Consider the following 23,741-nt stretch of genomic DNA (forward strand, 5'->3'; position numbering starts at 1 on the left):
ATCCTTTCAGTTGAACCAAGGAAGGGGCGGCCATCACTTACCCGAAGGGAATCGGGCATGTTACATCGAGACACTCAAGTGCGGCTGAATATCGTGTGCCTTCGGCAATGTTTGCGTTGGTTGTTGGCGGGAATCTGTTGGCGAACGATCCGCTTCCGCAACGACTGCAGTTGGACTCCTCGGTCACTAATGGCAGCCGCGCTGTTATGGGCCTGGTCGGACGAGCAGACTCTCACCGAGCGTTTTTTCGTTGTGCGTAAGATACTACTCTGCCTCGATAAAGAGCAACAGCAACTGGCCACTTCCTACCAAGCCTTCATAAAAATCCTTCGTCGCTGGACGAAGCCGCTCGCCGCGTTGTTGCAGTCAGTGCTGCAACAACGGATGCAAGCGACGCTGACCGATTGCTGGCTCACCGCGGGATACCTCGTATTCGCGGTCGATGGTAGTCGCCTTGAATTGCCTCGCACCCGCTCGCACGAACAAGCCTATTCGACGATTCGTCACGCACGACGGGTAAAGAACAGTCGCTACAAGAGACGGCAGGCCAAAGATGCGAAGAAAGTCAACTCGCCTCAACTCTGGCTCACAACGATGTGGCACATCGGTACGGGATTGCCGTGGGACTGGCGGGTCGGACCTGGTGACAGTAGCGAACGTGTCCACTTGCGGGAGATGCTCACTAGCTTGCCAGCCGGGGCTTTGATAACGGCCGATGGCGGATTCATGGGGTACGAAGGGCTGCAAGCGATTATCAAAAGTGGCCGACACGTCCTGCTGCGAGTGGGAGCCAATGTGCGGTTGCTGAAACAGCTTGGTTATGTACGGGAATGGACCGGCACGGTCTATCTATGGCCCGATCGGGAATCGAAGCGTGGCAACGAACCGCTCGTGTTGCGACTGGTGGTCGCTACGGATGGCAAGCAGCCGGTCTACCTGGTTACCAATATCCTTTCTCGGCGTGAATTGAGCGACAAGCAGGTGATTGCATTGTATGCACGTCGCTGGGGCATCGAACTATTCTATCGCCATCTCAAGCAGACCTTTCACCGTCGAAAACTCCTCTCTCGCGAAGCCGAGAACGCCAAGCTCGAAATCACCTGGTCGTTGTTCGGCTTATGGGCGATGTCGCTGTTCGCGTTGGTCGAAGCGATGAAGCAAGGCATCACACCAGCAAAGTTGAGTTTCGCCAAGCTGCTGTTGGCGTTTCGCCGCACGATGCGTGATTACCTGCATCCAACGGAGAAAAACGAACGCCTGTGCGAGAGGCTTCGCCAAGCCATCATCGACAGCTACAAGAGAGCAAACAAAACCAGCCGCAACTACCCACGAAAAAAACAAGCCAAACCGCCAGGAGTACCACAACTGCTCACTGCTACCAAGACACAGGCCCTGCGAGCAAAGCAAATCAAACCAGTACTACGAAAAGGGTTAACGGCGTAGGGTGCCACTGCTGGCTTGTCGCGGACAGCCCTCCGAGATCGCATGGCAGCATTAACGGCTTGATGATGATCCGCCATGTTACCCAATCACCAGCAGTGGTTGGATACTAAGTGTGGGGCGAGAGAAACGGTTTCCTTCCAGCCACGGATGGACACGGATTATTACGGATGGGCTAACCGCAGGACCTCTTGGGCTTCGCCTACCGACAACAGGGCGTGGTGCGTTTTTCGGAGTGGCCATGCGTGGTGCGCCCAGCTGTCGGTGCTACCCTGTTGCCGAATATGAAACAGTAAGGCGCGTTCTCCGCTTCCCACCTCCCCGGCCCTGATAGGCCGACCCGTGTTCCTGAAATTGGGCCAGCGGAGGGTGATTTCGAGTGATTTGCGGATCTCAGAGTTTCCAAGGTTTTCACTAGAAAATGGCCACCTGTGGTGTTCTAATGATCAGTTCGTTTGGTCCGTTGTTTGTGGTCAGTAGTCCGTTGTTGGAGAGTGGAATGCTTTAGCAATTTTTGAGTTCCAATGAATTACAGCATCGACACGCTGCGAATGGTTGCTGGCGTGGGCGTTCGCTGCTGCGCGTGTTGGTAATTTGGGTGATGGGGCTGCGTCGCTGTCGCTCCTGGACCGCATCCTACGCGGCGATCGTTGGTAATGCGTGTGAACTGGCGGGCTGAGATCTTTCAGTCGCCGGAAGCTCCTTCAAGATGACATCCGCAATTCAGAAATCATCATTCAGAAAGGCCTTGTTGACTAACTCCACTCGAACTGTGGAAGCCCGAGTTGGGTGAATTGATTGATGATTTTACAGCGCAAGCGGGCTTCCGTTTGTTGGTTTTCGAATACTCGGTTTTTGAGATGGCTCCCAAAGCTTTGTTTCACTCGGTACATGGTCGTTTCCGCCAAGCTTCTACGATGATAGCCCACTTCCTCTTTCCAACTCCTACGCCCCTTGCGTCGAATCTGACGAATTGCCTCGTCCCGGGGCAAAGGCTCCTCCGCAGAGTTGCCATGTTGTTTGATCTTGGCGTTGTGCTGCGGCGGAATCACCGGCTCAATGCCTTCGGATTCCAGCCCTTCATAAACCTTCCACTTGTCGTAACTACCGTCGCCGTGAAACTTTTTTACGGGCTGCTCCACCTGCTCCAGCATTTCGGGAACCGCATCGGCATCGTGGCAACTGTTCTCGGTCAAAATCTCCGCCACAATCTCGCGGGTGTCAGGATTCACCGACAAATGCAGCTTCCGCCATGTCCGCCGCTTCGACTTGCCATGCGTCCGCATCTTCCATTCGCCCTCGCCAAACACTTTCATGCCGGTGCTATCCACCACGATATCGATGTCGCCCCTCTTGTTAGCGATATCGAGCGAAACATTCAGCTTGCTGGCTCGCTTGGCGAGCGAAGAATAATTGGGAATCGCTGCCTCGACGCCCAACATCGCCACCAGCGAGCGGCCGAATCCCTCAGTCTGCCGATAGGGAAGTTTCAGCAGTTCGCGAATCGTCAGCAAGCACTCGATCGCCGTATCGCTGAAGACAAAAGGGCGACCGACTTTTGTCTGGTCGTTAGGATGTTCCCAGTTCTCCAACGCCTCGTCGCTAAACCAAATAGTGATGTTTCCACGCTCGATGAGCGACTTGTTATACTCCTTCCAGTTCGTGACTTTGTAGGTTCGTTTTTCTTTCGTAGCCATGTTCGATCTCCGTAAAAAAGGTACGTGGTTCCATTCCACGTTAGTTTTTACGGAGGTTTGTGACTAATTGTTCAACAAGGCCGTTATCCAGTAAAAGACCAAGCGGGGCTCGTGAACCAACTGGATGATCTTGCTGACTTGATTGCCCGCGATATTCCCCTTCGGGTCGAAGAGCGGTTAGTACAAGGGCAGCAAGTACGAGTGAAAAGCGGACCACTAAGAGACAAGCGTGGTGTTGTTGTCAAACGGGGAGGAAAACATCGACTGTTCATCTTTGTTAGCGAGTTACTAGGAGGGGTATCGCTAAGTATCGAACAGCATTTGCTCGAGCCCTATTAGGGTCCACAAACGATCTGTAAACCTGTTAGACGACTTGACTTACGCGGCAGTGACGCTTCACTGCAAGTTATGGGAGTGGGTGAATTGACAGCCGTCTAAATCCCACACCAAGAGTCTGAGCTTAACTTGGAAAGGCAGTGCCGATTAGCGCATGGTCCTTCCGACCGCTCTACTACCACAGTGGAGCGTCTTCATGGGGAAAATAAGAATGGGGCCTGGATGTTGCACTCCGTGCAATTGACCAGGACGGAGTCCGCGCAGTCTGCGCTGCTGTCCGCACTTAAGCCTCTTAATCGCAATGCCAAAGTCTGACTCGAACGTAACAGCTTCGACTGTTCAACGCACAGTCGATGGAGAAGTCATATCCAACTCGTTTTGGGCTGCCATCAGCGTACTGGTAGTCTCAGCTGCAGTGCTGTGGGCTTATTGGCCTTCGATACTCAGTATGGTGGATATCTGGAATACTCGTCCCGACTATTCACATGGATGGCTTGTCGCACCACTGTCGCTAATATTCCTATACGCTAGACGCGACTCAATCCCTTGGACTGACTTGTCGCCGAGCATTTGGGGAGCATTGCTACTGTCATTGACACTTCTGAGTCGATGGGTAGCCGGATTGTATTACCTGGAACCGATCGACAATTGGACATTGCCTCTCGCATTGGGAGGTGCCTTATGGTTGGTTCTTGGGACTCGATTTATCCAGTGGTGCTGGCCTTCGCTGGTGTTCCTGTGGTTCATGATTCCAATCCCCTACACAGCCGAACGTCTGTTTAGTGTTCAGTTGCAAGCAATTGCCACGCAGTTAAGTTCGGCTGCGCTTATCATGCTGGGGGTTCCGGCCATTTCGGAAGGAAATACGATTCTTGTAGGAGAGCATCAACTCTTCGTCGAAGAAGCTTGTTCTGGCTTACGGATATTCTTCGGCATTTTCGCGCTGGCCTTTGCTTTTGTTCTCTTTTCCCGCTGGGGGTGGTGGAAGAAAGTACTCGTACTCGTTGCAGCATTGCCGGTCGCGATTCTGGCAAATGTCACCCGGATTGTAACAACAGGATTACTTTATCAATGGGTATCAAGCGACGCCGGAAAGACATTCAGTCATGACTTTGCCGGCTTTGCAATGATACCTTTGGCGGCGTTAGTGTTTTGGGCCTTTTTAGTCTACTTGGACCACCTCGTCATTGAAGTGGAGGAGATGAAGCAATCCGGGTCACTATACGCAACGCAAAAGGGGGAATCGACATCTTGAGCCCATCAAGGTTTTTGGGGGACAACTATGAGTGGCAGAGAAGAACTTGCCATAAGCATGCAATGAGTGCTCAACTCGGCTTCAAGGCGACGGTGCACAATGTCAGAATCACATCCTAACTCCAAAGACTCGCGTCACCAATTGACGACAACTCACGAAGAACTTGCCATTTCTCGACGGCGCAACATCACTCACGCCAGGCAGGGTTCAGGAAGCAAACAACCCACGCAAAGTGGAATTACCCCCCTGTTTGTCTGGCGAGTCTTTCGCAACTGGTGGAAATTCCTTGTTCCTTGCAGTCTACTTCTCGCTGTTGCGGCCGCAGCACTTGTACTTTGGTTGCATGTGCCGCAGTATGAAGCAAGAGCACTGATTAAGATCGAATCGAATATTCCCTACATAGCTTTCGACAGCAATAACAGCAATTCCAGGGATTCTGATCGTTACGTCCAGACGCAGATCGAAACGATGAAAAGCCCGATTGTGTTAGGCCCGCTACTCAGTCGACCCAGTGTGTCAGAGATCGAGGAAATCAATTCCGAGTTCGATCCGCAGGCCTACATTCGCGAGCATTTAAGTGTTCGACAAGTGGGGAAGTCGGAACTCTACGAGGTTGCTTATACCAGCAGTTCCGCAGACGACGCGGCTACAGTAGCCAATTACGTTGTCGCTGAGTACATGACGGTTGAAAACGACGAGACCGATAAAAGAACTAATATGGTAATCAACACTTTGCGAGAGGAGCTGAAAGATCGCGAAGGTCACATCGAACAGCTACGAACTCGAGTAGTTGATCTTGCCAAAGATGTCACCGGTCGAGATCCGTTCGGACAGGGCGCAATTGTCGGTGTCACCGCTTTTTCTCCATCCACTAGTGTCTACCAAGAGCTCACTGAAACGGAAGTTTCACTCGAAGTAGCCAAGGCTGAACTACAAGCCCTAAAAACGTCGGACATTATTTCGGCCGACAATGCGATCGCAACCGGTCACTTTGAGCTTGAGATTTCGAACCGTGCAGATGTGCGCCGCCTTGAAGACCAGATTCGAGATATTGAGCAGCAGATAACCGAAATCAAATCGAAACCAAGGCCACGCATTAGCGACACATGGGAGAAAGATCCAGATTATTTGCGAGTGAATGCCTTGTTGATTGAAACACGTCGCTCACTGACCGCATTGCGAGAGCATGCACGCACCGAACTCGCCCAGCAACAACTGGAGAGAAATAAACAAGAGTCAGAGCAAGCCATTCTTTCCAAGCAGCAGGAAATCACGACGCTGGCAAAGAAACTAGAATTGCTTGAAATCCGCCGACAAGAACACGTTGCAGAACTGGAAAAGGGTGGGGCTCGAAGTGCCGAGTTAGACATTGTGAAGTCCGAATTGGAACGGGAGCAGAACGTATTCGAATTGATTTCAGCCCGCAAGTTGGCACTGGAAACCGAACGTGGTGCCCCCACCAGGGCATCGCTGATGCATACTGCATCGCCTCCGCGTCTTTCGATCGAGCCGATCCCCTTCAAACTTCTAGCCATTGCGTGCCTGTCCGCTTTGATCGCTCCGCTGGGCCTTGCAACGGTTCGGGAAGTCGTTGTCAAGCGAGTATGCAATGCGGATGAGTTGGCCAACGAAACGCAACTTCCTTTGCTAGGTGAAGTTGCTTGTCTACCCGTGCGCAAAGTCGGCACTCGACACCAACTCATGGCACCGAATCAACACGATTTACTCGTGTATACCGAATCGATCGATAGCCTCCGCACTACTTTAGCACTTACTGAGGGGGTAGGTGTCCGCGATTGCCACAAGACGGTAGCAGTTTGCAGTGGAGTAAGCGGGGAAGGAAAGACCAACATTTCAACAGCGCTGGCAATGAGCATTGCGCATGCAAGCAAAATGCCAACACTGATCATAGATGCCGACTTGCGATCACCAGATGTATCCGAATACCTGGACGTTCCCTCCGGTCCAGGATTGTCTGAAGTAATATCTGGATCGGTTCCGCTCAATGAAGCCATTTATCGCGTAGGGGATTCGCTCACCTTTGTTCTGCCTGCGGGATCTGAGCGAATCAATCCGCACCAAGTTGTGGAAGGTTCAGCTATTCCCGATTTATTAAGAAAGCTCGGCAAACGATTCTCCACAGTGATTATCGACACGCCACCTGTGCTGTCGGCCAGTGAGGCATTGGTTTACGCCAAGGCATCCGACTTGGTCGTCTATTGCTCCTTGAGCGACGTCAGTCGTGCACGTCAAGTACGATTAGCGACCGAGAAACTCGAAGCGACTGGTGCCCGTATTGCCGGAACTGTGCTCAGTGGCGTGTCCACGAAGAGCTACGTGTATGCCTATGGCAGGTACGCGTCTCTTCAAGGACAAGCGTAGCGTACCTGAAATACGTGCCGACTTTTCCAGCTTGACTATTAACAACAAATAGATGCAATGAGTGCTATCTCAAAGTCAACTCGCATATACACTCACACGGCAGGCCGTACCAGCAAACGTCGTCATCATTATCAACTGAACGTTCGCTTGCTGTTAATCACCCTGGCCGTGCTTGTCTGCCTGTGTGCAGGTTGCTTCGTTTGGTACAAGATCCGCATTCAACAAGTCGCCGAAGCATTTCGTGAGCGGGCAGAGACACTTCAAGAAGAAGGCAAACCTAACGAAGCTGCATCGTATTACCAAAGATACCTACTCGCTAATCCTGGTAATACCGAAGCACTTCTCGGGTTGATAAAAGCCTATTCCGAGGGCCCGCAAAGTCCTGCTCGATTGCAACAGTTGAATCAGATGATTTATCGGGCCCTAGGCAGAGATCCTGAGCAAGTGGCACTTCGAATTCAACTCGCCGAGAATCTCTACAAACTAGGATCTTATGCCGAAGCCGAGCGGGAATCGCAGACAGTCTTGGAGAGCTCGCCAGACGACTTACAGGCAACAAAAGTAGTAGCACTGTCGCGAGCAGCAAGGTCAGACCTGGATCCAAATATCTCACCTCGCGATGCTTTGATAGCACTTCTAGAAGTGTGCGACCAACTGCCAGCCGATCAAGACCTCATTCTTACCACAGCAATCACCATTCGCGACCACACAAACATTTCTCTACCTGACGTTTCAAGCAATGCCACTCTCGCTGATACATTGGTGGACCATCTTGTAGAGCTCACTCCTGATTCAGCGGAGGTGAGACTGGCTCGGTACAACTACCAACGTCGATTTTTTGCTGTGTCGAATGGAGAGGATCTAGATAAAGCTTTTGAAATAGAACCTGACAATCCAAATGTCCTCTACTACAGGGCAATTGCTCCGGAGTCGAGTTTAACGCAAGAGCAGCGAAAACAGTTGCTTGAAACAATGCTCGAACTCTCTCCCCAAGATCCACGTGGGTACATCGCATTAGCTGATGTACTCGGTTCTATGAATAGGCACACGGAAGCTATCGAACTACTGACCCAAGCCTGGGACATTACCGGTGCGTCGCTGCAGATTGGACCACAGCTATTGCATTTCTACCTTCAACAGGAGAACTTCGCAGCAGCTGAAGCGATACTCGCTCGAATCAATGATGAGAGCCCAGTGCAACTCGCACAAATGAACTCGCAGATGCGAGAACGTATTGAATCGCACTTGAGTCTACTGTCCGCTCGACTGGCTATTGGCAAGGGGGAAACCGAAACAGCGGTAGCTGAGCTTCAGAAACTTGCATTAAACCCCAAGCTGAAGCAAGCCGGTGCAGAAGGAGCTTTATGGGCAGAGGCCACCGAGCTACTGGCTCGCATTTACTCCAGCACAGGTCAACTTGATATAGCCAGCGAATACTGGGAACAACTCGCCGAGAGGTATCCGCAAAACGTGGAATTGGTGAAGTCGACAGCAGCAGTCTATCTTCAAACCGGCAGCCCAGAAAAAGCTGTCACGCTCATCGGACAGCTTAATTCCCCATCTGATAAAGACATCAATCTGTATCTGCTCTTGCTAAAAGCACACCTGCAGATTCAATCAGGCAGGGATCCACAAACGCGCAACTGGGCCGAGTTCGAAAAGGTTCTGGAAGAGTCTAAGGCACTTAAAGATTCGACGCCCGAACTATCTCTCATCGAGACCCAGTATTTGTCGACCACCGATGATAAGGCTGCGGCGGTAGCTACCCTTCGTTTTGCTGAGCAGGAGCACACGGACTCTTCTGTATTCTGGCGTGCTGCAACACTCCTGTACCTAGATCTGCAGGAGGAAACCGATGCAGATCGTGCCTGCAAGCAGTTTTGTAACCTCGAAACGGAACCAAAGGAACGAGCTAAGCTTCAGGCGATTCTGCAAGCACGCAGCGGTGACTTTGACGCAGCTAACAAGACACTCGCAGCAGCCATGGCGAACGCTTCATCCAAAGAACAAACAGAGCTGCTGCGAATGAGAGCCGATCTTTTATCACAGGCCGGACATATCGACACCGCTTTCCAACTAGTCAAAGATCAACTAACCCAAAACAATCAAGATACCGAACTACTAACAATCGGAATCGATCTTGCTCTCGCCCAAAACGATCTAGCCACTGCAGTATCGTGGGAAACCACACTTCTCCAGCTCACACACAATAGTCTCACAGCCAGGTACCAAAAAGCCAAACGCTTGCTTCAAGCCTACGAGCAACTATCAGATCAACAACACAAAGAGCTAGATAGTATCGTAAATGCGATTGGATTCGAACGTCCCCGCTGGTACCCCGGAGTCAGCCTCAGTGGCCAACTCCACCTCGCCAAAGACGATCGACGCAGAGCTTTGCTTGATTTTCAACGCGCGGTTGATTTAGGCGACCGTCGTATTGGAACGTTGCAGCAAGTGATTTCGCTACTCTATGAATCGGGGCGGCTAGACGACGCAGAACAATACCTTACGCTCCTGCTAGCGGGAAGCACTCTCACTGGGATGAATGATTCAATGTCGGCAGAACTTGCCTTTCGCTTGGGACGAGGAGCTGCTGCGGTGGAAATGGCCAGAGAGAGCGTGGCCCTCTCTCCACAGGATCCGGTGAAAAGAGTGTTTCTAGCAGGCACACTCAATCGATTTGGTCAGTCCGACGAAGCGGTTACCGTATTACAACAAGCCACAATTGACTTCCCTGGCGACAATCGCGTCTGGGTTGCCTTATTTAATGCCTACTTCCGTTCAGGGAAGGTGGATGTGGCTCGCGAGGCGCTCGACTCTTTGGTATCGGGGCAGGTATTGCCTAAAGAGCAGCGTCACTACGTAGCGGCACAAGGTTACCGAATCATTGGAGATCTCGCTCAGGCAGAAGCTCAGTTTCGCGAAGCGATAACGTTAGCTCCGTCCAACACTGACATACGGCTCCAATATGCCGCTCTTCTTTCTCCAATCAACCCCGCAGCGGCCAAACAGCAGTACGAAAAGGTACTTGAGACAGATTCATCGAATTCCGATGCCAAGCGACAGCTCGCAATATTACTCGCCTCCACCGGTGTCGACGAAGATTGGGAACGAGCGAGCACATTACTCTCTACTTCCGGCACCGCCATGGTTGGCGGAGCAGAGATCAATGATCGCTTGCGGGCATTATTGCTTTCCCAGCGTGGTCGCACGCGTGACGAGAAGATAGCGAACTGCCAACTCGCTCAAGAGATGATTGAGCTACTCATCCAACGTGGATCTCGACGTCAGAATCTTGTAAACCGTTCGATTCTTGCCCGCATTCTTGAGCGACACGCTTCACTGAGCGGCGACGAACAATCGCTGATTGCTGCTGGAGAACAACTTCGTCAAACAGTCGAGGAGAAGCCCCCATCCGTAAGTCGGTATATTACCTATATCGAGTTTCTGCTTCGAAATAGCAGCACCGACAATACCGGAGATAACGCCGAACCCGACACTTTAGTCCAGCGGCGTCCAGACTACATCGACGAGGCGGACACTCGCATCCAGGAACTTAGTCAACTCCAGGTGGGCTCTGATGAGCGAACCGAGACACTTGTTACGGCCTTGCGAGCACGCTTGCTTGTTGTGAAAGGCGAGACCGACAAAGCAAGAGACCACGTTAGAAACTATATCTCTAACAAATCCATCGATACACTCCCTGCCGAACAACAAGCACAACAGTTCCTCTTATTCGGGAGATTGTATAGTGCTTTGGAAATGCCAGACGAAGCTGAAGTGTGGTATCGTCGCTTGATGGATTCCGCACCAGACGCTTACGTCTTAGTTATTCAGTCCCTCATCGAACAAGGCAAACGCGACGAAGCCGCTCAACTTGGCCTGCAAGTCGCCGATGGAAAGCCTAATGCAACCGTAGCAAAGATCCTCGCCAGCTTGCTTACGTCCACCGACACCACCAGCTTTCGCGACCCCAAAGCCGAAGAAGCCGTGAATGCAGCACTTGCCGAACATCAAGACGATGTCGAACTTCTGCAGGCAGATGCTGTTATGCGGGCCAGTCGTGGTGACTACGAGGCTGCACTCCAGAACTTCCGCCAAATCCTTGAAATCAATCCGAACGATGCACTCACACTCAACAACCTTGCAACGCTGCTGGCCGAGCGCCCGAACGAACGGGCTGAAGCATTACGACGAATTGATCAAGCGATTCAAATCGCTGGCCGAGACCCCGTGCTGCTAGATACCAAAGGCACCATTCATTACAAGCTGGGGGATGCCCAGTCGTCCATAGCTTGTCTTGAAGAAGCCACTTCGGGCGGGGCAACAGATGCTCGATACTACCTACACCTTGCTGCAGCTTATCAGTTGGGGAAGAGAATCGACGACGCCAAGCAAGTGCTCCAAGAAGCTCGAGACTATGGAATCGAACAATTTGTGCTTACCGAAGACGACAAGAAGATGCTAACTGCATTGGAAGAAACGTCTGAAGTTACGGGGGAGCAGTAAATCATGCCTAATACTCAACCGGGGCAAAACATGATGCTGCGTTGGGGAGCCCTAGCCTTGGCAGTGTTACTACTATTGAGTGGAGGAGTCATCTACGGAGGCTATTCGCATCGATGGGGCCCGGGACCTGACTTAGAAGCCGCTGCGAATCAGTTGGCCACGATGCCAGAAACCGTGGGTGATTGGATATTGGTAGAAGAGACACCTCTACCAACTTACGCGACGGATATGCTTCAATGCGCAGGGCACATCAATCGCAAATATGTCAACAAAACAGACGGAAGCGAAATAGCAGTAGCGATTACAGTGGGACCTCCTGGTCCTATCGCAGTTCACACACCCGAAATCTGTTTTTCAAGTCGCGCCTACGAGATTCAGGCTCCTCGAAAGGTTGTAACAATCGACAGCGGTGGCGTAATTCAAGATCGCTTCTGGCAAGTCGATTTCACCACCCGCAATTTGATGGCGAGCGGGCTTCGGGTAATGTATGCGTGGAGTGATGGGGAGGCCTGGAAAGCTTCTGAATCTCCTCGTTTCGACTTTGCAGCTTCCTCGATGCTTTACAAGCTTCAGATTGCCTCATCAGTTTCTCCTACATCGACCCAGGTCGATGAAGGTCCTGCAACCGACTTTTTGCGACAACTGGTCCGCTCGAACTGGGACCTTTATCAGCAATCATCTGCACACTAATCAGTTTCTTGATAACTGATCTCACAGATAACACTCACACGACAGCTACTCCTAGTTGGTATGGGGGGAGAGTAGTCGCGTTTATCGCATTGGGAGGTGCCAGAGCGTTATGAGTACGATCATTCAAGCCGTCGTCAATGATTCGATTAGCGAATTCTCCGGATACTTTGATAGCAAAGCCATCGCATGCCAAGTATTGAGCGGAGTGTTGTTGATTCTGTTTGGTCCCTTAATGCTCCTGTGTATGGGGCTGGTGCTACTGACATCACGTGGACCAGCGATGTACAGCCAGGTCCGTGTAGGCAAACACGGCAAGCTATTCAAGGTCCATAAGATTCGCACGATGTACGTTGATGCGGAAAAACTATCTGGCCCTCAACTTTGTGCAAAAAGGGATGCACGAGTCACTCCAGTAGGAGGTTGGCTTCGTTTCCTCCACCTTGATGAACTACCTCAATTATTCAATGTTCTCCATGGTGAGATGTGCCTCATTGGCCCAAGACCGGAGCGTCCCGAAATCATCGAGAAGAATTACCTTCGAGAGATTGTACCTGGTTTCGACAACCGAACTTCGGTGCTGCCTGGTGTCACTGGACTTGCTCAAATCAATTTGCCAGCAGACCAGTCCGCAAAATGTGTCATCCCCAAAGTGGCATTGGACCTCGAATACATTAGGACGGCAAGCTTAGGGCTTGATCTACGCATCCTACTTTGTACTGCTTGTCGCATGCTCGGGGTGCGGCATGGTATTGCCGTGAAGCTCTTGCGACTCGACCGCCACATCGACTGGAACAGCGTTGACGAAGTGTGGGATAACCAGCCAGCTCACCTAACCAGGGCAATGGCACGCAAAGAACCCCAAGATTGTTGTGCGGAAAGTAAACACTCCACTGCACGCAAGAAGACAGCCTGCTTGGTACACTCCGATGCAGTAATGACTACACAATTGGTAGGGGAATGCGAATGCCATTCGATTGATGAAGATCACACGTTGCCCCACAAACCTCGTTAGACACTCCAGATAAAGCAGTAGCAGTGTTGCACCGACTGCCTCGACAGCGATGCACCCCCTTCCATTCTCCCAATTCGACGACTTTAAGTGCGCATGCAACATGCATTAACAATTGACGTCGAAGACTACTTTCAGGTCTCCAACTTCGAACCGTATATTCCGAAGACCGATTGGGACAATTATCCACTGCGTGTGGAGAAGAGCACTGAACGAGTGCTCGAAATTCTCGCCAGCAAGTCAATCACTGCGACATTCTATATTGTGGGATATATTGCAGAGCGATGCCCCGCTTTAGTTAGGCGAATCAGCGATCAGGGACACCAGGTCGCCTCGCACAGTTACTGGCACCGACGTGTTTCATCCCTTACGCGACAAGAGTTCCGTGATGACCTCCGTCGCTCTCGACAGGTGTTGGAAGATACAATCGGAATGAAGGTGACTGCCTTTCGCGCACCATCCTTCTCGATCACACATGACATGCCCTGGGCCCTGGATGTGCTTGTGGAAGAGGGCATTGATTCCGACTCCAGCTTGACTGCTGCGTCTCTTAACAAATTGACCCAGCAAGGGGATGTTTATGGGCCGTGCACAATGGAGCTAATATCCGGATTGCTTGATGAGTTCCCTATTGCAGTACAGCAGTTGGGAAACGTATCGATGCCAATCTGTGGCGGTGGCTACTTTCGCCTGTTTCCATTGAAACTATCGGTCTACTTGCTGACTCGTTGGACGGAGCGATTCAGGGTTCCCTTCACCTTTTACATCCACCCATGGGAGTTCGACCCCGACCAACCCAGACTCCGATTGGGAACTGCTCAGCAGAGATTTCGCCACTATGTGAATCTCTCAAGAACCGAACAGAAATTCACAGACCTGCTCTCGGCATTCGACTTCGGACGCCTTGACGTTGTAGCGACTCAACAATGCGAGCCTCAGGCTTCGCTGGCCATTTCATGACGGTCCATACACCTTCACAACCTGTTAGTGCCTCGCCAAATGAAGTAGTCGTACACCCGACTGGAATTACGTCTGTCTCGGTCGTGATTCCAGTCCGGAACGAATCTCTGCACATTCGCAACACGCTCGAACAAATCGTACGCCAAGATCTTCACGGAATTCACTTGGAAGTATTCGTCGTTGACGGAGAATCGACTGACAACACCCGAGACATTGTGCTTGACTTTGCTACACATCATCCAATGGTTCAGTTGCTGGATAACCCGAACCGATTGTCCAGCGGTGCCAGGAACATCGCTATCGAACATATGCGAGGGGATGTGTTAGTGGTGATTGACGGCCATTGCGAGATTCCCACGCGAGAGTACTTCCTCGACCTTGTGGCCGCATTCGAAGAGAGCGGCGCCGATTGCCTGGGGCGTCCTCAGCCTTTGGATGTATCGAACGCAACACCTCTTCAGAAAGCAATTGCTGCAGCGAGATCTTCCCGCCTGGGACATCACCCTGAGTCGTTCATTTATTCGGACGAGCCGCAATTCGTCCCAGCTAAGAGCGTCGCGGTTGCTTATCGCCGTGAGGTGTTCGACAGAGTAGGCCAATTTGACGAGAACTTCGACGCCCATGAAGATGGCGAATTCAATCTGCGGTGTGACCGGGCGGGCCTGAGTTGCTACCTGGATCCGAGACTAAAGGTTAAATACCTCCCGCGCACTAGTCTTACAGGACTATTTAAGCAAATGGTCCGCTATGGTCGTGGCCGCGTACGCTTGGCGCGCAAACATGCCGGCATGTGGGGCTTGGGTTCATTGATACCGGCGTGTTTGGTGCTTTACCTGATCATTGGCGCCGTTGCTTCTCTTTTGCTCAATCACGCCTGGATTCCGTACGTCGTTGGACTTTCGATCTACCTAGCAGCGGTTGCAACTAGTGGCCTAATCATAGCACTCCAGCAACACAGTCTGGCAATGCTATATCGCGTTCCAGTTGTATTGGCCACTGTTCATATTGGGGCTGGCTGGGGTGTGCTGGTGGAGTTGCTCGGGGGATCACGAAGAATGAAGACGGCTACCCCGCCTAGCTATCATGAGCACTTACAATGCTAGCTGACTGAATAGCAATATAGGTCTGCACCTAACATATGCACGTTGCAGTTGTTGACGAATGGTTGCCCTATCCGGTGGATTGCGGAAAAAAACTCCGCAGCTTCCACTTGTTGGCTCCTTTAGCGCGCACGCATCGTATTACGTATTTGGCGCCGAGAAGCGGGTATCGTGAGCAGGATGACCTGGCACAGCAGGCAATGACGGATGCTGGGTTCAAAGTGGTATGGATTGAACAACAGGTACCGCCAAACTCGGGATTAATGTTTGCTCCTCGATTGGCCAAAAACTTTTTCTCGCCGTATCCCTACTCAGTTGACCGCCATATAAATCGACAAATGCAAGTTCAGGTCGAACAACTTGATCGAGAAGGTGATGTCGATCTTTGGCACGCGGAGTGGACCCCTTATGTCGAGAATCTCAGAGGGTTCGTAAGCAAGCCATGGATCATTAATGCCCACAATGTTGAATCACTCATTTGGCAACGCTACCGTGATGTGCAGCGCAATCGCATGAAAGCGTGGTACTTTAATATGCAGTACCAGAGGTTCGAAGCCTACGAACAACGAGCATTTCAAGAAGCAAGTTGTGTAGTTACCTGCACCGACGACGACGCGACTATTGCTCGAACCACTATGAACGCAGAAAACGTACAGGTGGTTAGTAACGGTGTCGATACGTCGAGATTTACGACTGATAGCATCAACCGCGACCACAATGAACTCTTGTTTCTTGGTAGCTTGGCTTGGCGTCCGAATTTGGACGCGGTTAAGCTACTACTCGACTCAATCTTTCCCGCAATTCGCGTTCAGCTTCCCAAGACGCGATTAACCATCGTCGGTTTTGAACCACCTTCGTGGTTAGTGTCACGCGTAGCACAGCTGCCAAACGTGGAGTTGTATGGGAACGCTCCGCAGGTAGAGCCCTTTCTCGAGCGAGCTGGTGCGATGGTCGTGCCGCTCCGAATAGGTGGAGGATCGAGAATCAAGATATTGGAAGCTCTTGGAGCTGCCTGCCCAGTAATATCCACCGCTGTTGGTGCTGAAGGACTACATCTTCAACCAACAACCGATATTGTAATCGCAAACACTGTCGAATCATTTGCGGACACGACAGTCAAAGCACTTGCAAACTATCGGGCGTTGCTCCAAACAGCACACTCAGGCCGCAACGTAGTTCGAGCTCGGTACGAATGGAGTAGTTTAGCAGAGCAACTCGGCGAAATCTGGGAAATGCAGCTAGCCACAGAAGGAATGCTAGCAGTATGAGCCTAGCGGACTTCCCGTCGACAGACTCATTGCCGGCATCGAGCGAATACGCCCTACACTCAGGAACAGCGGAATCTTCAAAAGGCAGACACGTCGTCCACATCACTTCTTCGCGGTTCTACGGTGGTCCCGAACGACAGATGCTAGAACTCGCACGAGAGCTGTCCGACGATACAACAACGTCATTCATCTCATTTGCCGAAGGAGGCTTGTGCGACACCTTTCTTCAAGAAGTAAGAGGATCGGGCTTTCGGGCGATAAGACTTCACAGTGATACACCTCACTTGATCAAAGCTGCGAAAGAGCTAACAAACCAGCTGAAAGCCCTTAGAGCCGACGTTGTGATAACCCATGGATACAAGGCAGGTCTACTTGGCTTGTGGTCATCTCGACAGTTGAGGTTGCCTGTGGTCGCTGTCTCGCGAGGTTGGACTGCAGAGACCTGGAAGGTTCGGGTCTATGAGAAGCTAGATCGCTGGGCACTTCGTAAGGCAGATGCTGTAGTGTGTGTTTCTAATGGCCAAGCACAAAAGGTAAAGAGTACGGGAGCCCCGGGAGATCGACTAAAGATAATCCACAATGCGATACGAACCGAACGATTCAACAAGGAACTTCAGATAGAGCATCGCCAGCATCTCGAGACTTTATTTCCCTCATCACTACGATACATTATTGGGGCTGCAGGCCGACTGAGCCCCGAGAAGGGCTTTGACTGCCTGATAGACGCTGTCGCGATTCTCCGCGATAAACTCCACCGCACTGATTTTGGAGTTGTACTGTTCGGGGAGGGTGCCTTGCATGATGAGTTGCAAAAGCAATTAGACAAATTGGGGCTTGCTGACCAGTTCGTTCTGGCAGGCTTTACTTCTGAACTCGACATGTACATGCCACATTTTGATCTATTTGTGCAATCTTCTCATACCGAAGGACTGCCGAACGTGCTATTGGAAGCAGCGGCGGCCGGAGTGCCAGTGATTGCCACAGATGTCGGGGGGACCTCGGAAGTTGTCGACAACCACCGGACCGGCGTCCTAGTGCACGCCGGTGACGCGACTGCTTTGGCAAACGAACTCTTGCAGCTACTGGAAGACGACGAGCTACGAAACACGATGCGACTTGCGGCGCCACAATATGTAAGGGAACATTTCACTTTTGCATCCCAGGCTACTGCCTACCGAGACTTGTTTCGTCAGCTGACATGTAATCACCACAAGGCATGTCCCCAATGATTGCGCCAAATGCTGGGGAGACGGACAAGAGTGGTCCAACACGAGTTTGTTTCGTGATCGATCGGCTTTCGCGAGCGGGAACCGAAAGTCAACTATTGCTAACCATTAAGCAATTAGACCGAAGTAAGTTTGAGCCCTATCTTTGTTTACTCGATGGCAATGACGACGAATCACAGGCCCTATTGCCAGACAACTGCCCAACATGGTGCTTGGGCATACGCCGGCTAGTGTCTCCTCGAGCAATACAACAAGGCTGGAAGTTTTGGAACTTACTGCGACAGCACAGAATTGGTGTTGTACAGACATTCTTTCCCGACAGCACGCGTTTTGCCGCTCCATTAGCAAAGGCCGCTGGTGTAAGGCAAGTCGTGGGGTCCCGCCGAAACATCGGCCACTGGATGACAGCCCGAGACAAGCGCATCGCACGGTTCTATAACCAGTGGTTTATCGACAAGATTGTCGCCAACTGCGAAGCAGCCCGCCAGGCAGTGATCGAGCAAGAAAATGCAAAGCCCGACCAAGTGGTAGTTGTTCACAATGCTATCGATCTGGAGCGTTTCAAAGACATTGCACCTTGGACTCCCAAACCTGCTGGCGTGCCACGCAAGGTTGGCATGGTCGGTAACCTCCGCCCGGTGAAAGGCCCCGATCTTTTCATCCATGCAGCCGCCCTCGTCTTACATGAGATTCCCGACACAACGTTTGAAATCGCTGGTGGAGGTGACCAGGCCCCTTACCAACGCATAATAGACAGTCTTGGAATCAGCGATCAGGTGAAACTGCTCGGCTCAGTTGACGACATACCATCATTCCTGGCAACACTCGACGTAGCGGTACTGCCATCACGAGCGGAGGGTTGTTCGAACGCCTTATTAGAGTACATGGCTGCTGGAAGACCGATTGTGGCAACGGATGTGGGGGGGAATTCGATTGCACTGGGCCACTTGGCACCCCAGACTTGCATTACGTCCGAGAATGTAAATGGAATAGCCACACGCATCTTAGACTATCTATGCAGATCCGACGTTGCTCGCGAAATAGCTGAAGGATCAGCAGATTTGGTTCTAGCGTCCCAGTCCTGCGTGCCCTTGGCTGATCTGTATTCGTTGAGACATTAGCCTGTGATGCGCTCACGCATTCGAGATTCCGTCACCTACTTGTTCGTTGTGTTACTGACTCCGTGTTGGGGACCCGTACGAATTGCCGGCGGGAAGGACCGCAACACACCATACTTTACAACATGTGGTCAGTTTCTATCACTCATCCCGGGACACATCGGAACCTTTGCAAGACGTGCTTATTATTTGATGACTCTCAAGTCATGCTCAAACGACGTCGGTATTGCATTCGGATCCTGGTTCTCAAAGAGAGACACACACATCAGCGAGCGTGTTTCCATCGGAGCACATTGCCTCATAGGCTCTTGTTCCATCGGACAAGACACCTTGATTGGCAGTAATGTCGATATACTAAGTGGACGTCATCAACACGGAGTCGACATCCAAGCAGGTGAACGCAATCGCCAAGAAAGTACTTTCCAACAACTTTTAATTGGTTCAAATGTCTGGATTGGCAATCGCACAGTGATCATGGCTGACATTGGGGACAACTCGATCATAGGAGCTGGTAGTGTTGTCGTCCATGCAGTCTCAAGCAACTCATTAGCTGTAGGCAATCCAGCTAGGAGCAAACGAACATTAACGGCAGATGCACAATCTGCCCCCACCATTGATAGCACGCCAGCAATAACTGCGATCTGACATTAGGACGACAGACACCATAGTGCAGCAAGTAAGCTGAGCTTGCCTTTTGACCTGTGATGGCCACGCTCAGCCTGCTGCCACTTCTCCAATGAGACATCATAGGTTTTGCTCCTGAGTTGCACACATTGCAATTTCTATTAACAAAGCGTCTGCAATTATGCACAGCCTGAAACCAACTCTTCTCAACACACTTCTTCGGGCGACGGGAGAAGGTGAGCGGATCACCTTTCAGCAGCAGTGCGAACGTTCGCAATGGTGGAATCCTGAGCAACTGTCAGCTTTGCAACTCACGCGTCTTAGAGCACTGCTTCAACATGCTTATCAGAATTGCGAGTACTATCGCGACACGATCAATAAGGCGGACTTCGATGTCACTTCAATTGACTCTGTTGACGATCTTCGCGCTCTCCCCCAACTAACGAAGTCCATTATTCAGCAGAACACCACATCATTGGTTGCTTCTAATTGGCCCGAGTCAGACACCATACAGAACTTCACGGGAGGCTCGACCGGACAACCTCTACGCCTGTATTACAATAAGTCTCGTCATGAATCTCGCGTGGCGATCACTATGAGGCATGACGGATGGGCAGGCCGCTTTATTGGAGGTCGAGTTGCCTATTTCTGGGGGGCTCCAAGAGATGCTCCCTCTCAGAAACTACAATCCCGTGTACGTCGGTGGTTGGAAGGATCGACTCTGTGGCTAGATACAGGCAACATCTATCCACAGCAATTTACCATCTTCAATGAGCAACTAATACGCTTCCGCCCTACGGTAATCGTAGCCTACGCCAACTCCCTTTCTCTCTTTGCGAATTACTTACTTGAGAAGGGACTCACTACTTGCCATCCTAAATCCATCATAACTTCGGCGGAGATTCTGACCGATGAGTCCAGACAAGTCATAGAAAAAGTGTTTGGCTGCCCAATTTTCAATCGCTACGGATGCCGAGAGGTCTCGGTGATTGCTAGCGAGTGCGAGGAGCACGAAGGGCTACATATCTCCGCTGAAGGTTTACACATAGAGATAGTCGATCAGCATGACCAACCTGTGAAGCAAGGTGAGTCAGGCGATATCCTGGTGACAGATCTGCTGAACTATGCGATGCCGCTGATTCGCTATCGAATCGGTGACCTCGGATCTTGGATGCATGGACCGTGTAAATGTGGGCGAGGCCTCCCTCGCCTTAAATCAGTCGACGGCCGAGTGACCGACTTTATTGTTGGGAGCGACAACCAACTTGTGTCCGGCGTATTCTTGGCAACGTATGTAGTAGCCCAAAGGCCATCTCTTGGGCGAGTGCAGATTGTCCAGTCTCGGGCGGGGCATGTAGAGTTACTCGTGTGTCCCAGCGATGCATTTGATGCAACATCGGACATCTCCTATCTGCAGCAGTCCATGGCACGACATGTCGGACCAATTGATATTGAGGTTACGCTTGTCGATGAGATAGAGCCCGAACCATCTGGCAAGCTGTTATTCTGCAAGTCGACAATCTCCCGCTCGGCTACATCTCCTCTACTGGCTGGTTCACCCAGATGAATCGGTCGGCAGAGGTAACTTCAGCTCGAGCCACTCCTTCTTTAGGAGTATGGCTAATTTGGCTGTATGCTTTCTGGATCCTCACGACGCCCTATCTTTCTCCGAAGTTGAGCTTCCTGGCTACGATTCGATTCGAGCGACTTCTAGCCGGCATCTTGATCTGCTATTCCGGCTCGCAAATGGGCGTGTGCTATCGCAATAGCAAACCCCTGATTCTCTTTGGAACCTTCTTCCTAATCTGCCTAGTCTCGTCTTTCACGTCTCCCCTAGGAGGAATTGAAAGAGCAGAGCATTGGTTGGCCGAGTATTGGAAAGTTGCGTTACTATTCTACTTCATTGTCTACAGTGTCCAAACTAAAGAACACGTATACCTTGTGTTACTTGGCATATCAGCCATTTCACTAGGCTACCAACTATTATCCTGGCGGGACTTTATGGCCGGTGGGAGCTATGTATTTCAGCAAGGCATCAAGCGAATGGTTGGAATCTGGTCAGGCGGTGGAATTGGTGCCGCTAATGGTTATGCGATTACAACTCTGTTTGCATTGCCTTTCTTTCACCTATGGACTTACTACGACAACAGTTGGAAAAGACGGTTCGTCAAAATGCTAGGAGTCGGCCTTTCCATTGCATCCATCGTCTTCAGTGGTACACGCGGTGCCATTCTCGTTGGCATTACTGTGGTCGCTAGCGGAGTTCTGATATTCTCCCGTCGACGAATCCAATTATTGGCACTGGCCGCAACAGTGCTGGGTGTTGCTTATGGATTTATGCCTGAAGACTTACGCATCCGATACACCGATCAATTCTTACCGCACAGCGAAAGCCGTGCTACTGACACGAAGGCCGACGAGATTGCTTCCTCTTCTGCGGAGGGAAGAATCGAAGGCCTTAAGGATGGCTACGCTTTATTCCTGCAGCGGCCACTTCTCGGCTGGGGTCCAGGAACATCTGGAGCTGCCCGTGACTCTCTACCGAACGCACCGTTCAGAGAAGAAGAGTTACAGTTGCATTCGCTCTACGGACAAATCATTGCCGAAGTTGGACTACTCGGCACTCTATTCTTCATTATGCTGAATTGGAATCTAATTGCGTCTCTTCTTAGAGTAGTGAAAAGCTCCATACCGTTGGAAAGAACATTAGCAGGACTGCTTTTGACATCCTTCACCATTTATTGGCTATACGGGTTCATTTCTCACACGCTTTTCAATCAAGAATGGATTCTCCTATTTGGACTATCAACCGTACTTATTTCAGAATACGAATGGGCTCGTAGCGAACTACCCACTGAATCACATCTAGTCGACAGTTCATTGCAGAGTCCTGCAGGGTGGGGCACATGCGGCTAGTTGCCATCGGTGATCTCTCTCTTAATGGGTACTACCACAACCGGCTGGCTAGAAACTCATTTGATCCGTTGAAGGAGATAACATCATGGAATTCTACTGATTTAATCGTCGGCAATTTAGAGTCCCCCATCACAGCTACACCAAGAGTCGCGCCGAGCAAGTGCACGCTTCGAGGTAGCACGGAAGCATATCAACTGTTTGCTAAACATAACATGCAGGTCTTTTCGGTTGCAAACAACCACATGATGGACTTCGGTCCAGCCGGGCTAACTGACACGCTAAAGTATCTCGACACCTTCGACGTGAAGCACGTCGGGGGAGGGGAGTCGCTATATGCGGCTAACCAGCCACTAATCATGGAACAAGCAGGACAACGCGTTGCGTTTCTAGCCTTTTGTGACGTAGATCAGAAAAGCCCACTATACGCTGGTGAAACTACTACTGGAGTAGCTCCATGGCTTGGCGAGCATTCGCTCGATGCGATTCGCTTAGCAAAAACCCATGTCGATTGGCTTGTAGTATTCATGCACTGGGGCGTTGAAATGTCCCGCTTACCGACCGAAGAACAGCGTATCACTGGCCGCAAGGTAATTGAAGCAGGTGCGGATGCGATACTTGGAAGTCATCCTCATGTTCTGCAACCAATCGAACACTATGGTGGGCGCCCTATAGCCTACAGCCTTGGCAACTTTCTTTTTTCTCCCATGTACTGGCGTGGCACGAATGCTGATGGAGAACCGTTTTGTTCTAAGCTTCGATTACACCCGCTCTCGCGTCGTACGGGATGGTTAGAAATCGACTTTGAGAACTCCCACTCCGTAACATGGCACTTCCATCCAGCACGACTGGGCCACTCTTTGAATATTTATCCTGGCTGGCCTTCAAGTTGGAAGAAGGAGTGGGATACCTTGTGCAATCTAATGGAGTCAGAAAACTACGGCCCTCACTCACAAGAGGAAACGGCCCGGGGCTATGAAAGAACTTTCCAACGCTGGAATGGTAAGTCGCTCTGGCGTCGCATGGAAATGAGGTTATTTCACCACGGACTTATCCAACGCGGTCGCGACACCCAATGAGCATACTTACACAGTCCGATCTAACCACAACGAAGCGCTCGCCAAGCTGCATCATAGGGGGTGCGCTGCCCCCGAGCACACAGAAGGTAAAACTGGAGTTACATTCTGCCGCTTGGCACAGTGAGTCTGCTCCCC

General features: G+C 51.2%; 16 protein-coding genes. 15 read left to right on the top strand and 1 reads right to left on the bottom strand.

All coding sequences use genetic code 11. The features are described 5' to 3' along the window. Positions 1-189: 189 nt before the first annotated feature. Positions 190-1,443, top strand: coding sequence for an IS4 family transposase (locus Pan181_RS08945; protein ID WP_197528324.1), 1,254 nt, complete (start codon positions 190-192; stop codon positions 1,441-1,443). Between the two features lie 752 nt (positions 1,444-2,195). Here Pan181_RS08945 and Pan181_RS08950 read toward each other — a convergent pair. Beyond that, positions 2,196-3,137, bottom strand: coding sequence for an IS5 family transposase (locus tag Pan181_RS08950; protein WP_145244898.1), 942 nt, complete (start codon positions 3,135-3,137; stop codon positions 2,196-2,198). 637 nt (positions 3,138-3,774) lie between these two features. On the opposite strand from Pan181_RS08950, the gene Pan181_RS08955 reads away from it, so the two are divergent. From Pan181_RS08955 to Pan181_RS09020, 14 genes are all read left to right on the top strand, one after another. After that, the gene (locus tag Pan181_RS08955) at positions 3,775-4,728 is read left to right on the top strand and encodes an exosortase/archaeosortase family protein (RefSeq protein WP_145246496.1); all 954 of its coding nucleotides are present in this window, start codon (positions 3,775-3,777) and stop codon (positions 4,726-4,728) included. A gap of 99 nt (positions 4,729-4,827) precedes the next feature. Beyond that, a complete protein-coding gene (locus Pan181_RS08960; RefSeq protein WP_145246497.1) occupies positions 4,828-7,110 on the top strand; it encodes a polysaccharide biosynthesis tyrosine autokinase in 2,283 nt (760 codons plus the stop codon). Positions 7,111-7,167: 57 nt separating this feature from the next. Next, a complete protein-coding gene (locus Pan181_RS08965; RefSeq protein WP_145246498.1) occupies positions 7,168-11,619 on the top strand; it encodes a tetratricopeptide repeat protein in 4,452 nt (1,483 codons plus the stop codon). 3 nt (positions 11,620-11,622) lie between these two features. Continuing rightward, on the top strand, positions 11,623-12,309 hold the full coding sequence (locus tag Pan181_RS08970; protein WP_145246499.1) for an exosortase-associated EpsI family protein: 687 nt from the start codon (positions 11,623-11,625) through the stop codon (positions 12,307-12,309). Positions 12,310-12,418: 109 nt separating this feature from the next. Next, positions 12,419-13,321, top strand: a complete 903-nt coding sequence (locus Pan181_RS08975; RefSeq protein WP_145246500.1) for a sugar transferase — start codon at positions 12,419-12,421, stop codon at positions 13,319-13,321. Positions 13,322-13,414: 93 nt separating this feature from the next. Further along, the gene (locus Pan181_RS08980; RefSeq protein ID WP_145246501.1) at positions 13,415-14,278 is read left to right on the top strand and encodes an XrtA system polysaccharide deacetylase; all 864 of its coding nucleotides are present in this window, start codon (positions 13,415-13,417) and stop codon (positions 14,276-14,278) included. After that, a complete protein-coding gene (locus tag Pan181_RS08985; RefSeq protein ID WP_197529069.1) occupies positions 14,275-15,381 on the top strand; it encodes a glycosyltransferase family 2 protein in 1,107 nt (368 codons plus the stop codon). Before Pan181_RS08980 ends, Pan181_RS08985 begins: the two co-directional genes overlap by 4 nt. A gap of 35 nt (positions 15,382-15,416) precedes the next feature. Further along, positions 15,417-16,646 carry a glycosyltransferase gene (locus Pan181_RS08990; RefSeq protein ID WP_145246503.1) on the top strand — a complete coding sequence of 410 codons (1,230 nt, stop codon included), beginning with the start codon at positions 15,417-15,419 and terminating at the stop codon, positions 16,644-16,646. Continuing rightward, positions 16,643-17,875 carry a glycosyltransferase gene (locus tag Pan181_RS08995; RefSeq protein WP_145246504.1) on the top strand — a complete coding sequence of 411 codons (1,233 nt, stop codon included), beginning with the start codon at positions 16,643-16,645 and terminating at the stop codon, positions 17,873-17,875. The genes Pan181_RS08990 and Pan181_RS08995 overlap by 4 nt, the downstream gene beginning before the upstream one ends. A gap of 53 nt (positions 17,876-17,928) precedes the next feature. Further along, positions 17,929-18,993, top strand: a complete 1,065-nt coding sequence (locus Pan181_RS09000; protein ID WP_197529071.1) for a glycosyltransferase — start codon at positions 17,929-17,931, stop codon at positions 18,991-18,993. Between the two features lie 189 nt (positions 18,994-19,182). After that, positions 19,183-19,635 (top strand): DapH/DapD/GlmU-related protein, encoded by a 453-nt coding sequence (locus tag Pan181_RS26975; RefSeq protein WP_391483992.1) that lies wholly within the window; start codon positions 19,183-19,185, stop codon positions 19,633-19,635. A 160-nt stretch (positions 19,636-19,795) separates the two neighbouring features. After that, the gene (locus Pan181_RS09010; RefSeq protein ID WP_145246507.1) at positions 19,796-21,181 is read left to right on the top strand and encodes a phenylacetate--CoA ligase family protein; all 1,386 of its coding nucleotides are present in this window, start codon (positions 19,796-19,798) and stop codon (positions 21,179-21,181) included. Beyond that, the gene (locus Pan181_RS09015; protein WP_145246508.1) at positions 21,178-22,530 is read left to right on the top strand and encodes an O-antigen ligase family protein; all 1,353 of its coding nucleotides are present in this window, start codon (positions 21,178-21,180) and stop codon (positions 22,528-22,530) included. The genes Pan181_RS09010 and Pan181_RS09015 overlap by 4 nt, the downstream gene beginning before the upstream one ends. Continuing rightward, entirely contained in the window at positions 22,521-23,606 is a 1,086-nt protein-coding gene (locus Pan181_RS09020; RefSeq protein ID WP_145246509.1) for a CapA family protein, read from the top strand. Before Pan181_RS09015 ends, Pan181_RS09020 begins: the two co-directional genes overlap by 10 nt. Positions 23,607-23,741 lie beyond the last annotated feature (135 nt).

Origin of the sequence: Aeoliella mucimassa (assembly GCF_007748035.1) — a bacterium.
Taxonomy (GTDB): domain Bacteria; phylum Planctomycetota; class Planctomycetia; order Pirellulales; family Lacipirellulaceae; genus Aeoliella; species Aeoliella mucimassa.